Here is an 11,420-nt window from a genome sequence, read left to right as displayed (position 1 = left end):
GATCGTGGCGTCGATGGCGGTCTCGAGTTTCTTCTGCGACAGCAGCCCCCACTCCCGCACGGCGTCGACGACGATGCCGTCCAACCTGGCCAAGATGGCCGGGTCCACCACCAGCGCGCTGCGGAACACGATCGTCGTCACCAGCGACACCGGCACCCGCCCGGCCGCCAACAGTCGGCCCAGCCGCGGGAACCGGTCCCGCAACGCCAACCCCAGGGTCATCTGCCCCGAGGCGCGCCCGGAGCTGATGTTGAGCGCACACCCGATCTCCGCGGCGGCGGCGTCCCAATCATCACAGGCCCAGCCGGCCCGCTCCGGTGCACGCCGACGCTCCCAGAACTCCACGATCGCGGCCAGCTTCACCGCCTCGGCCCGCGCCGCCGCCGCCCCACACCCGGTCACGATGTCGACCAGATCCGCATCGCCGGCAGCAGCCAGCGACGCCATCGGCGGCACCGCGGAATCGTACATACGTTCGATTTTAGCGAGGCCGCAGCACCTCGGTAGAAGGAAAACCGCCCCTGTGGATAACCGGCCCCGTGACGACGAAGCTGTGGACAACGGTCTCTCGCAACGCCCCGACGTGCTAAGGCCCGACCGCGCGTGACGCAGCCGATAACCCGCGGCGCCGCATGACCCAGCCCACCCAGACAAGCGAGTTGCAGGCATGTGTTTCTGCCAGCCGCCGTTCAATTTCTGCCACCTGACATGGAATGCGCCCATCCGCAGGTTTGAGACATCAGATCACCAAGATCGGAAACCAAGAAGAGGGCAAGACCATGAAGAAGCTCACCATCACCACCGCCGCCGCAGCCGCCCTGACCGCCGGAGTTCTGGGCCTGGCCGCCCCCGCGCTCGCCGCCCCGACCGGTGGCAACGCCGCCGACACCATCAGCGCGCTGGAGGCCCAGGGCAACCGCGTCGTCGTGAACCGCCAGGGCAGCGCCCCGCTGGACGAGTCCTCGGTGGTCTCCGTGACCCGCGGCCCGATCACGCGCACGGCCGTCCCGTTCGGAACGTCCAACGGCGACTCCAACCGCTCGGAGACCAGCCAGACGATCTACGTCACCGTGAAGTAAGCACCACCGACCAGAAGGGCGCCCCCACAAGGGGCGCCCTTCTTCATGTGCGACGCAAACGCACCAGCGGGATCGTCCGACTCCCGGCACGCACTTCGTAATCGCCGTATCCGGCGTAGACGTCGAGCGCCTTGTCCCAGGCGTCGGCACGCTCGGCCGTATCGGTGATCTCGCGCGCCTCGTAGGTCCCGCTGAACCGGCCGGCGAGCACCTCCACCCGCGGGTTGGCGACGAGGTTGCGGTACCAGGACGGATTGCCGGGCCTGCCGTAGTTCGACGCGATCAGCACCAGAGAGTCCCCGTCGATGACGTAGAGCAGCGGTAACGTCCGCCGCAGCCCGGTTTTCGCGCCGATCGTGGTCAGCAGCATCACCGGCACGGGATAGACGCTGCTGACCCGTCCGCCGCTGAGGCGCAGCAGCGGCGGATCGATGAGCGGCGCGAGGCGCGTGACGTACCAGTAGCCCAGCGGAGTTCGGGCGAAGCGTTCCAGCGTGCGTTCGTACACGCTCATCGGACGCCGACTGGCCATAGCCGGACGCTACAGTCCGCTGGCCTCGAGAACCTCGCATAACGCCGAAACCGCTGCATTGAAAGCGTGCTCGGGCGGTGCGGCGAAACCGACGACGACGCCGTCGCGGTCGGCGACCCCGGATCGGGCATCGGGATGGCGCATGATCGACAGTCCGGTGAGCGCGATGCCGGCCTCGCCGGCGCGCCGCATCACCTCGGGCTCGGCCCCGTCGGGCAGGCTCACCAGCAGGTTGAGCCCCGCGGCCAAGCCGCTGATCTCGACGCAAAGCGGTTCCAGCGCGCCGACGAGCGCGTCCCGCCGGCGCCGGTACCGGGCCCTCATCCGCCGGATGTGCCGGTCGTAGTAGCCGCCCGCGATGAACTCCGCCAGCGTGAGCTGACCGATGGCACCGACGGAGAACTGTTGTCCCCCAGCGGCTTCGACCACAGGGTCGACGAGGCTGTCGGGCAGCGCCATCCAGCCCAGCCGCAGCGCCGGTGACAGACTCTTGCTGACCGACCCCAGGTAGGCCACCCGGTCCGGGTCCAATGCCTGCAGCGCGCCGACGGGCTGGCGGTCGAACCGGAACTCCCCGTCGTAGTCGTCGTCGAGCACGAATCCGCCTGTGCGCTGCGCCCATTCGACGACGGCCATCCGCCGCGACGGATGCATCGGCATCCCGAGCGGATTGTGGTGGGCCGGCGTCAGCAGCGCCGCGGTCACGTCCAGGCCGTCGAGGTCCTGCACCACCGCACCCTTGTCGTCCACCCCGATCGGGACTGTCGTCACCCCGGACGCGGCAAGCGCATCGCGGAACAGGAACAGCCCGTAGGCCTCCACGGCGAAAGGTCCACCCAGGGCGCGCGCCAGCAACAGCACCGCCTGTCGCACCCCGGCGCACACCACGATGGACTCCTCCGACGTGCGGACCCCGCGGGTGCGGGCGAGGTACTCCGCCAGGGCGGAACGCAATTCGATGCTGCCGCGCGGATCGCCCATCCGCAGCGCATCGTTCGGGGCGGCGGACAGCGCGCGGCGCGCACACGTCAGCCACTGTCCGCGCGGAAACTCCGAGATGTCGGGCGATCCGGGCATCAGGTTGTGCACCGGGGCAACCCGCGCTCCCCGCGGGCGGGTGCGGGTCACCGGCCGGGTGGTGTTGAGCACCCAGGTGCCCGCACCCTGGCGGGAGCCGAGCCACCCTTCGGCGACGAGTTCGGCATAGGCGTCGGCGACCGTGTTGCGGGCCAGACCGAGATCGGACGCCAGCGTCCGGGACGGCGGCAGCATCGTGCCCGGGGTGAGCCGGCCGGAGCGCACCGCATCGCGCACGGCGGTGATCAGCAGGTCCTTCGCGCCACGCGCGCCGGGGGTGACGGACCCGCGCAGTTCGAGGTGCAGATCGCGGGTTCCTGAATTGGCCCAGGAAACCATGGTCTGATTGAACCACCGTCATGGGTCATTCGGGCTTAGCGTCGACGTCATGACACAGACCCTCACCACCCCGGCCCGGTTGAAGATCTACAAGAGCTCCCCGGAGCTCTACGACGCGATGATGGCGTTGTCCACGGCAGCCGCCAAGGACGTCGAACCCGAACTCGGCGAACTGATCAAGATCCGCGCGTCGCAGATCAACCACTGTGCGTTCTGCCTCGACATGCACACCCGCGATGCGCGCAAGCTCGGGGTGGGCGAGCAGAAGCTCGACGTGCTCGCGGCGTGGACGGAGGCGGGCGACATCTTCAGCCCGCGTGAACGGGCCGCCCTGGCGCTGACCAAAGCGATCACGGTGCTCGGCGATCACGGGGTTCCCGACGACGTCTACGCCACCGCGGCAGATGCGTTCACCGATCGGGAGCTGGGACAGGTCATCGCGATGGCCGTGACCATCAACGCCTGGAATCGGATCAACGCCGCCGTGCACACGCCACCGCCGCGGCGCTGACCGAAGGGCCGAAGGTAGTGCCGTTGGACCCTACGAGCATCGGCAAAGGCCGACGACCATGAATTCATGGACGCGACAACCACACCGGTGACCGTGCTCACCGACGCACAGAGCTGGGACCTGCTGTCCGGGGTATCGCTGGGCAGGCTGGTCACGACCGTCGGCGGGTGGACCGAGATCTTCCCCGTCAACTACGTCGTCCAGCACAAGACGGTGCTGTTCCGGACCGCGGAAGGCACCAAGCTGCTCACCTCGGTGCTCAACGAGCACGTGGTGTTCGAGGCCGACGACCACACCGTGGCCGAGGGCTGGAGCGTGGTGCTGCGCGGCACGGCCAAGCCGCTCTCCACCACCGCGGAAATCGACGAGGCCGAACGCGCAGGCCTGTACCCGTGGGTCGCCACCCGCAAGCTCCGCTACGTGCGCATCATGCCGGACACGCTGACCGGTCGTCGGTTCGTGTTCGGCCCCGAACCTGACCACACCGCGCTCGTCAGCTGACGGTCACACCCAGTACGGCACCCGCGCCCGGTACTGGCGCATCGCCAGCGCGGCGAACAACCAGCCGAATGCGGTCAGGACGAGCACCACGATCCAGTGCCGCAGCTCCTGATCCGCGCCCAGCAGCGGGGCCCGCACGATGTCGAGGTAGTGCAGCAGCGGGTTGAGCTCGACGATCCTGGCCCACTGGCCGGCGCCCTGGGATTGCAGCGTCGCCTCGTTCCAGATGATCGGCGTCATGAAGAACAACAGCTGCACCAGGCTGTTCAGCAGCGGGCTGATGTCGCGGTAGCGGGTCGCGAGGATGCCGAAACACAAAGCGACCCAGACACAGTTGAGAGAGATCAGCGCCAGCGCGGGGATGACGGACAGGTCCGTCCACGTCCACGGTTTGGGGAAGATGATCGCGATGATCACGAAGATGATGATGTTGTGCGCGAACAGGATCATCTGCCGCCAGACCAGTCGGTAGACGTGCACCGACAGCGGCGTCGGAAGTTGTTTGATCAGACCCTCGTTGGCGATGAACACCTCGGCGCCCTCGAGAATCGAGGCGTTGATCAGATTCCAGATGATCAACCCGAGCGTGACGTAGGGGAGATGTTCGGACAGCTCGAGTTTGAACAGCTTCGAGTACAGCCCACCCATCGCCACGGCGGTGGTGCCGGTGGCGATGGTGATCCAGAACGGGCCCAGCACCGAACGCCGGTACCGCTGCTTGATGTCCTGCCACCCCAGGTGCAGCCACAGCTCGCGCTTACCGAACCCGCCGACCAGGTCGGCCCAGGCCCGGGTGAACGTCTTCGACTGTGCCGCGGCATCCGTGAACGTCATCGTCGCGCGAACCTCTCCCGTCGACCCAACCGCCGCAACCGGATCCACTCGGCGAAACCACGCGGATCGCGCGTCGACACCAGGAAGTACCAGCCGAACCGCAGCCATTCCTGCGCGACGAGTTTGCGCATCCCCGGCTGGGCTTGCAGGTAGCCGCGGTTGCGGTAGGTGTAGAACCGTTTGGCCTCGTTGTCCGGATACTGGGTGTGCATCCGGCCACCCAGGATCGGCTTGAATTCCTCGGTGCCACAGGGATGCAGGTACACCGCGTCCAGACAGGTGCCGAACGGCAACCCGGTGCGGACGAGACGGCGGTGCAGTTCGGTCTCGTCGCCGCGGATGAACAATCGCAGATCGGGCACGCCGACCGCCTCGATAGTCGTGGCACGGAACAGAGCGCCGTTGAACAGAGACGCGATGCCCGGCAGCAGGTCTCCGTTTCCGTCGGTACGCAATTCGCTCACCAGCCGCCGCCATTTCAGGCCGCGGCGCAGCGGGAAGGCCAAACGATCGGGCTCGTCGAGGTTGCACACCATCGGCGACACCTCGGCCAGCCCGTGGCGGCCTGCGCAGTTCAGCAGCGTCGCCAGCACCTCGGCGTCCTGGGGCCGGCCGTCGTCGTCGGCGAGCCACACCCAGTCCGCACCGAGCGCGAGCGCGTGCAGCATGCCGAGCGCGAAACCGCCTGCGCCGCCCAAGTTTCGCTGCGATCCCAGATAGGTGGTCGGAATCGGTTGGCCGACAACGAGATCACGGACCCGCTCGTCGTGATCGTTGTCGACCACGATCAGGTGGTCGGGACGTCTGCTCTGGGCGGCCACGGCATCGAGCGACTTCGCCAGCTCGTCGGGACGACGGTGGGTGACGACGACCGCGACCACGGTTTCACGGTTCATGCGTGTGCGCCGTCTCCTCGAGCACCTCGCGCACATGGCGGGCGGCGTCCTCGCCCTCGTAGGCGCGGACCACCTCTTCGATCCCGCCCTCCATCCTCACGGTGCCGTGATCGATCCATATCGCGGTCTTGCACAGCCGTGCCAGAAACTCGTTGGAGTGGCTGGCGAACACCAGGATGCCGGACCGCTCCACCAGCTGGGCCAGCCGCGTCTGGGCCTTCTTCAGGAAGTCGGCGTCCACGGCGCCGATGCCTTCGTCGAGCAGCAGGATCTCGGGGTCGATGCTGGTCACCACGCCCATCGCGAGCCGCACCCGCATGCCCGTCGAGTACGTGCGCAGCGGCATCGACAGGTAGTCGCCGAGCTCGGTGAACTCGGCGATCTCGTCGACCTTGTCGAGCATCTGCTTGCGGGTCTGACCGAGGAACAGACCGCGGATGATGATGTTCTCGAACCCGGAGATCTCGGGGTCCATACCGACCCCGAGGTCGAACACCGGGGCCACCCGGCCCTGCACCGTGGCCACGCCGCGGGTGGGTTCGTAGATGCCGGAGAGCAGCCGCAGCAGGGTCGACTTGCCCGCACCGTTGTGCCCGACCAAGCCGACGCGGTCACCCATCTTCAGCGACATCGTGATGTCGCGCAGCGCCTCGATGACGACGACGTTGGAATCGTTGCGTCCGATCGCGCCGCCGGCCTTGCCGAGGAACGCCTTCTTCAGCGAGCGCGTCTTGGCGTCGAAGATCGGGAACTCCACCCACGCGTTGCGCGTGTGGATGGAGGGCTCGGACGAGCCACTAGGACTTGCCACGAACGCTCACAGGTACTGGCCGGTGCCGTGCCCGCCGCGCTGACCCGGCACCACCACGCCGGGAGGCAGCGCGCCCTGGCGCATCTGCTCGAGTTGCTGACGCGCCGCCATCTGCTGGGCGAACAGCGCGGTCTGGATGCCGTGGAACAGGCCCTCGAGCCACCCCACCAGCTGGGCCTGCGCGATGCGCAGTTCGGAGTCCGACGGCACCGCCTCTTCGGTGAACGGCAGCGTGAGCCGCTCGAGTTCGGCGCGCAACTCCGGCGCCAGCCCGTCCTCGAGTTCGCGGATGCTGGTGCGGTGGATGTCGCGCAGCCGGCCGCGGCTGGCCTCGTCGAGCGGTGCGGCGCGCACCTCCTCGAGCAGCTGCTTGATCATCGTGCCGATGCGCATCACCTTGGCCGGCTGCTCGACGAGGTCGGTCAGCGACTTGCCGTCGGAGTCCTGGACGGCGTCGGTGGATCCGTCGCCGATGATCTCGACGTTGTCGTCGTCGGTGCTGTCAGAAGTCATGGTCCTAGAGTGCCCCAGCGTTGCGTCGTCATTACGGTCGGGCTCCGCGCCACTGGTAGATGCGCGCCTCGCCGTTGTCGTAGATCTTCTCCCAGGAGCGGGATTTGTCCAGCGACGCCAGACCGTCGGGCATCACGAAGCCCCGCACCACCGGCGTGCTCACGAGAAGGTAGCGGATGTCGAGCGCCTTGACGGCCTCGGCCACCCGCGGATCGGTGTCGGCGTCGTCGGCGTAGGCCCAGATGATGAACCGGTGATACCCGGGGCCCTGCTGCACGGGGTAGTCGTAGTGGGTCCACAGCGGGTGCAGACCGGAGACCGCGTACATCCACGCGGTGCCGTCGGTGTTGGCGTTGGCGACCAGGGTGTCCCGCGCCCCGGGCAGCGACGCCAGGTGGGCGAACGCCTCGAGGTCCTTCGCGTCGATGATCACCGAGTCGTACTTCTCGCCGAACAGGAACTCGTGCCGCGGGAGGTAGTGCACGGCCGACGCGACGCACCCCACGACCAGGACCGCACCGATGGCGGCGTGCCGGTTGCGCGGACTGAGCCGGCTCATCCGCCCGACGACGGCGGCGACCGCGGTGTAGGCGGCGATGCCGGCGAGCGCGCTCAACAGCATGGTCACCACCGCCGACAGGCGGCGGGGGTCGCTGTAGAAGAGGTCGCTGAACTTGCCGGTGACCGCACCGAACGGACCGCCGAACGGCGCCGACGAATGCACGATCGCCACCACCAGCAGCAGCCACACCGGCACCGGCCACCACACCCGGCGGACCAGCAGGATCACCCCTCCGGCGGCGGCCAGCGCGATCAGGACCCACTGGATCGGGAAATCGTTGAGATGACGGGTGTGCTGTACGACGGCATCGAACAGCGCCCTCTTCTTGCCCTGATGGGTGACGAAGGAGTGGCCCTCGATGATCTCGGCCTGCTGCAGGACGCCGAGGAACTGGGGCAGTAGCAGGGCGACCGCCGGCGCGCCGACGAGCAGCAGCGTGCCGGTGTCGGCGAGTCGGCCGCGGACCGGGTGGCGCAACGCCTCGACCAGCCACCATGCGGCCACCAGCAGGACGGTGACGACGCCGCCGGTGATGTGCACCGAGAACACCCCGACGACGGCGAGCACGGCCATCGGGATGCGGTCACGGTGGGCCAGCGTCGTGGTGGTGAGCACGAAGACGGGGACGGCGATGCCGTACGCGGCCAGGTTCGGCATGGATGCGGTGTCGAACTCGACGTAGGGGACCGCGGTGAACGACGCCGACAGCGCGGCGGCGGTGGCGGCCGCGCCCGCGGTGGGCCACGGGCCGGTGCGGGAGCGCAGCAGCTGCCAGGTCAGCACCGCGGCGCTGACGGGGAACAGCCAGCTCGACACCGCCACCGAGCTGACGGTGTACGCAGTCGCCGGCGCGGCGCCGGACACCTGGGCGAAGACGGCGGCGACCGCGTGGAACGTGGACGGGTAGTAGAGCGCTTCGTGGGTCTCGATGTTGCGCAGTTCGCCCATGTGTGTCGGGGACGCCTGCCCGGTGTCGAGGATGAACCGGATGGTGTTGGCGTGCCAGACGGCGTCCCAGGTGCTGGGAATCGACTGCCAATTCTCCAGTCCGCGGGCGGCGGCCAGCCAGATCAGCACCGCGCCGAGCAGCACGCCCCCGGCGACCAGCAGCCCGGCCCCGCTCGGCGGCACCGCGGTGTCGTCGGGCTCGGGCTGCGCGCCGAATCGGCGCAGCAGCGTCCGCAAACACGTCACGGCGACCGCCACCGCGACGAAGGCCAGCACCGCCGACGCCGCGTTCCACGGCAGGCCCAGTGCGCCGAACGGGACGATGGCCATGGCCACGGCGCCGTAGGTCAGGGACGGCCCGACGGCGACGGCCGCGGGCCAGTGCAGTCCGCCGCACCGCGCGATGATTGCCCCGGGTCCCACCAGCAACAACAGCGCAAGGAGAACGCCGAACCCGAAGCTCACTCGACTAGTATGGCTGCCCAGATGACCCGTACCGGTTACGGCATGGGCAGCAAGAGCGAGGTCGGGCAACCGCTCATCCGTCCGAATCGGGCGGTGCGGCGAGGTTCCCTTGACGCACTAAGGTGGGCTGGCATGGCATACGACGTCGCCCGGGTGCGTGGACTGCACCCGTCGTTGGGCGATGGCTGGGTGCACCTCGACGCACAGCACGGCATGCTCCTGCCGGACACCGTGAGCCGGGCCGTCTCCACCGCGTTTCGCGGTTCGATGCCGACGGTGTCGAGTCCGCACCCGTCGTCGCGGCGCAGCGCCGCGGTGCTGGCCGCGGCCCGCCAGGCAGTGGCCGATCTGGTCAACGCCGATCCGGGCGGGGTGGTTCTGGGCGCTGATCGTGCGGTGTTGCTGACCTCGCTCGCCGACGCCGCATCGGCCCGGGTGGGCCTGGGCTACGAGGTGGTGGTGTCGCGGCTCGACGACGAGGCGAACATCGCCCCGTGGCTGCGCGCGGCGAACCGCTACGGCGCGAAGGTCAAGTGGGCCGAGGTCGACATCGAGACCGGCGAGCTGCCGACCTGGCAGTGGGAGGGGCTGGTCACCCGGCCCACCCGGATGGTCGCGTTGGCTTCTGGCTCAGCGACTTTGGGGACGGTGAGCGAGCTCCGCGAAGTGACCAAGCTGGTGCACGAGGTCGGTGGCCTGGTCGTGGTGGACCATTCTGCGGCGGCGCCGTATCGGCTCATCGACATCCAGGAGGTCGAGGCCGATGTGGTGGCGGTCAACGCGCTCGCCTGGGGCGGTCCGCCGATCGGTGCGCTGGTCTTCCGCGATCCCTCGCTGATCGACGCGTTCGGTTCGGTGTCGCTCAACCCGTATGCCACGGGGCCGGATCGCCTCGAGCTGGGCACACATCAGTTCGGTCTGCTGGCAGGTGTGGTGGCGAGTATCGAATACCTTGCCGGCCTGGAGGATTCGGCCCAGGGCAGCCGTCGGGAGCGGCTCGAGGTGTCGATGCGGTCGGCGGCGGGGTACCTGAACGGGCTCTTCGACTACCTGTTGTCGTCGCTGCGCCTGCTGCCCGCGGTGATGGTGATCGGCAGCCCTGAGGTGCGCATCCCGGTGCTCAGTTTCGTGGTCGAGAACGTCCCCGCGGAGCGGGTGGTGCAGCGGTTGGCCGACAACGGCATCCTCGCGATCGCCAATGCGAACTCCCGCGTGCTCGACGTCATCGGCGTCAACGACATCGGCGGCGCGGTGACGATCGGGCTGGCCCACTACAGCACCGCCGCCGAGGTGGACCAGCTGGTACGGGCGCTCGCGTCGCTCGGCTGACAGCATCAATCGCGAACGCGCAGAATCACTTTCCCGGACACGTCGCCGGACTCGAGCAGCTCGTGGGCGGCTTGGGCCTCGGCGATGGGGAACTCGGCGCCGATCACCGGCCGGACCTGACCGTCGGCGATCAACGGCCACACCTCGTCGCGCACCCGGGCCACGATCTCGGTCTTGCCGGCGGGACCGTCGACCGGGCGGGCGCGCAGTGCGGTGGCGAACACGCCGCCGCGCTTGGCCAGCAATTTGGCGATGTTCAGTTCCGCGGTGACGCCGCCCTGCATGCCGATGATCACCAGCCGGCCGTCGGCGGCCAGCGCATCGATGTTGCGGTCCAGGTAGGCCGCTCCCATGATGTCGAGGATGACATCCGCTCCGCCCGCATCACGCACGGCGTCGACGAAATCCTCGCTGTGATAGTCGATGGTGATCTCGGCGCCGAGTTCGGCGCACAGCTCGAGTTTGTTGCGCGAACCGGCGGTCACCGCGACGCGGCACCCGAGTGCGCGCGCCACCTGGATGGCATGCGTACCGATACCGCTCGCGCCGCCGTGGACGAGCAGCAGCTGGGACGGTTGCAGGCCGGCGGTCATCACCACGTTCGACCAGACGGTGCAGGCCACCTCGGGCAGGCCGGCGGCGTGTTCGAGGGGGACGCCGTCGGGTGCGGGCAGTACCTGACCGGCCGGAACCGCCACGAACTCCGCGTAGCCGCCGCCTGCCAGCAAAGCGCAGACCTGTTGCCCCTGAGTCCAATTCGTGACGCCGTCACCGATCTGCTCTAGGAAACCCGACACCTCGAGCCCTATGATGTCGCTGGCACCAGGAGGTGGCGGATAGTTCCCGGCCGCTTGAAGGAGATCGGCCCGGTTCACGCCCGCAGCGGTGACCCGGATCAGGACCTCGCCGGGCGCAGGCGCGACGTCAGGAACGGTTTGCCAGGTGAGCCGGCCTGAATCGGCCACGATCGCGCGCATCCACGCAAGGGTACTACGCTGGGAAAAGTCCCTTACTTTTTACCTC

General features: G+C 68.6%; 13 protein-coding genes. 4 read left to right on the top strand and 9 right to left on the bottom strand.

The window, feature by feature from the left end; all coding sequences use genetic code 11:
• Positions 1-471, bottom strand: a 471-nt coding sequence (locus MCHUDSM44219_RS20745) for a DUF222 domain-containing protein (RefSeq protein ID WP_048420128.1), incomplete at its 3' end; no start/stop codon positions are given.
• Positions 472-779: 308 nt separating this feature from the next.
• Here MCHUDSM44219_RS20745 and MCHUDSM44219_RS20740 point away from each other — a divergent pair.
• The gene (locus MCHUDSM44219_RS20740; RefSeq protein WP_048420146.1) at positions 780-1,079 is read left to right on the top strand and encodes a hypothetical protein; all 300 of its coding nucleotides are present in this window, start codon (positions 780-782) and stop codon (positions 1,077-1,079) included.
• Between the two features lie 43 nt (positions 1,080-1,122).
• Here the strand turns inward: MCHUDSM44219_RS20740 and MCHUDSM44219_RS20735 are convergent, their stop codons facing one another.
• Positions 1,123-1,611 (bottom strand): nitroreductase/quinone reductase family protein, encoded by a 489-nt coding sequence (locus tag MCHUDSM44219_RS20735; RefSeq protein ID WP_082162305.1) that lies wholly within the window; start codon positions 1,609-1,611, stop codon positions 1,123-1,125.
• Between the two features lie 9 nt (positions 1,612-1,620).
• The gene (gene pdxR, locus MCHUDSM44219_RS20730) at positions 1,621-3,027 is read right to left on the bottom strand and encodes a MocR-like pyridoxine biosynthesis transcription factor PdxR (RefSeq protein ID WP_048420126.1); all 1,407 of its coding nucleotides are present in this window, start codon (positions 3,025-3,027) and stop codon (positions 1,621-1,623) included.
• Between the two features lie 49 nt (positions 3,028-3,076).
• Between pdxR and MCHUDSM44219_RS20725 the strand changes: the two genes are divergently transcribed.
• Positions 3,077-3,538 carry a carboxymuconolactone decarboxylase family protein gene (locus MCHUDSM44219_RS20725; RefSeq protein ID WP_048420125.1) on the top strand — a complete coding sequence of 154 codons (462 nt, stop codon included), beginning with the start codon at positions 3,077-3,079 and terminating at the stop codon, positions 3,536-3,538.
• A gap of 66 nt (positions 3,539-3,604) precedes the next feature.
• Positions 3,605-4,039 (top strand): pyridoxamine 5'-phosphate oxidase family protein, encoded by a 435-nt coding sequence (locus MCHUDSM44219_RS20720; protein ID WP_048420124.1) that lies wholly within the window; start codon positions 3,605-3,607, stop codon positions 4,037-4,039.
• A 3-nt stretch (positions 4,040-4,042) separates the two neighbouring features.
• On the opposite strand, the gene wzm is transcribed toward MCHUDSM44219_RS20720, so the two are convergent.
• Genes wzm through MCHUDSM44219_RS20695 form a run of 5 tightly spaced genes read right to left on the bottom strand, consistent with a single transcriptional unit; the run spans position 4,043 to position 9,068 of the window.
• Positions 4,043-4,873, bottom strand: coding sequence for a galactan export ABC transporter permease subunit Wzm/RfbD (gene wzm, locus MCHUDSM44219_RS20715; RefSeq protein ID WP_048420123.1), 831 nt, complete (start codon positions 4,871-4,873; stop codon positions 4,043-4,045).
• A complete protein-coding gene (gene glfT1 / locus MCHUDSM44219_RS20710) occupies positions 4,870-5,769 on the bottom strand; it encodes a galactofuranosyltransferase GlfT1 (RefSeq protein WP_048420122.1) in 900 nt (299 codons plus the stop codon). The genes wzm and glfT1 overlap by 4 nt, the downstream gene beginning before the upstream one ends.
• Positions 5,759-6,580, bottom strand: coding sequence for a galactan export ABC transporter ATP-binding subunit Wzt/RfbE (wzt, locus tag MCHUDSM44219_RS20705; RefSeq protein ID WP_048420121.1), 822 nt, complete (start codon positions 6,578-6,580; stop codon positions 5,759-5,761). The genes glfT1 and wzt overlap by 11 nt, the downstream gene beginning before the upstream one ends.
• Positions 6,581-6,586: 6 nt before the next feature.
• Complete coding sequence (locus tag MCHUDSM44219_RS20700; RefSeq protein WP_048420120.1) at positions 6,587-7,093, bottom strand: bacterial proteasome activator family protein; 507 nt, start codon at positions 7,091-7,093, stop codon at positions 6,587-6,589.
• A 31-nt stretch (positions 7,094-7,124) separates the two neighbouring features.
• On the bottom strand, positions 7,125-9,068 hold the full coding sequence (locus MCHUDSM44219_RS20695) for a DUF6541 family protein (protein ID WP_048420119.1): 1,944 nt from the start codon (positions 9,066-9,068) through the stop codon (positions 7,125-7,127).
• Positions 9,069-9,200: 132 nt separating this feature from the next.
• On the opposite strand from MCHUDSM44219_RS20695, the gene MCHUDSM44219_RS20690 reads away from it, so the two are divergent.
• Complete coding sequence (locus MCHUDSM44219_RS20690) at positions 9,201-10,397, top strand: cysteine desulfurase-like protein (protein WP_048420118.1); 1,197 nt, start codon at positions 9,201-9,203, stop codon at positions 10,395-10,397.
• A gap of 5 nt (positions 10,398-10,402) precedes the next feature.
• On the opposite strand, the gene MCHUDSM44219_RS20685 is transcribed toward MCHUDSM44219_RS20690, so the two are convergent.
• Positions 10,403-11,374 carry an NAD(P)H-quinone oxidoreductase gene (locus MCHUDSM44219_RS20685; RefSeq protein WP_048420117.1) on the bottom strand — a complete coding sequence of 324 codons (972 nt, stop codon included), beginning with the start codon at positions 11,372-11,374 and terminating at the stop codon, positions 10,403-10,405.
• Positions 11,375-11,420: the final 46 nt, after the last annotated feature.

Source organism: Mycolicibacterium chubuense (assembly GCF_001044255.1).
Classification (GTDB): domain Bacteria; phylum Actinomycetota; class Actinomycetes; order Mycobacteriales; family Mycobacteriaceae; genus Mycobacterium; species Mycobacterium chubuense.
Note: the sequence above shows the minus strand (reverse complement) of the source record. Positions and strands in the feature narration are given on the sequence as shown.

What these genes read in the sequence shown, in the direction of transcription:
- MCHUDSM44219_RS20740 (WP_048420146.1), top strand. Translation starts at nt 780, where the DNA reads ATGAAGAAGCTCACCATCACCACCGCCGCCGCAGCCGCCCTGACCGCC.
- MCHUDSM44219_RS20685 (WP_048420117.1), bottom strand. Translation starts at nt 11,374, where the DNA reads ATGCGCGCGATCGTGGCCGATTCAGGCCGGCTCACCTGGCAAACCGTT.
- MCHUDSM44219_RS20720 (WP_048420124.1), top strand. Translation starts at nt 3,605, where the DNA reads ATGGACGCGACAACCACACCGGTGACCGTGCTCACCGACGCACAGAGC.
- MCHUDSM44219_RS20700 (WP_048420120.1), bottom strand. Translation starts at nt 7,093, where the DNA reads ATGACTTCTGACAGCACCGACGACGACAACGTCGAGATCATCGGCGAC.
- MCHUDSM44219_RS20735 (WP_082162305.1), bottom strand. Translation starts at nt 1,611, where the DNA reads ATGGCCAGTCGGCGTCCGATGAGCGTGTACGAACGCACGCTGGAACGC.
- MCHUDSM44219_RS20725 (WP_048420125.1), top strand. Translation starts at nt 3,077, where the DNA reads ATGACACAGACCCTCACCACCCCGGCCCGGTTGAAGATCTACAAGAGC.
- glfT1 (WP_048420122.1), bottom strand. Translation starts at nt 5,769, where the DNA reads ATGAACCGTGAAACCGTGGTCGCGGTCGTCGTCACCCACCGTCGTCCC.
- MCHUDSM44219_RS20690 (WP_048420118.1), top strand. Translation starts at nt 9,201, where the DNA reads ATGGCATACGACGTCGCCCGGGTGCGTGGACTGCACCCGTCGTTGGGC.
- wzm (WP_048420123.1), bottom strand. Translation starts at nt 4,873, where the DNA reads ATGACGTTCACGGATGCCGCGGCACAGTCGAAGACGTTCACCCGGGCC.
- pdxR (WP_048420126.1), bottom strand. Translation starts at nt 3,027, where the DNA reads ATGGTTTCCTGGGCCAATTCAGGAACCCGCGATCTGCACCTCGAACTG.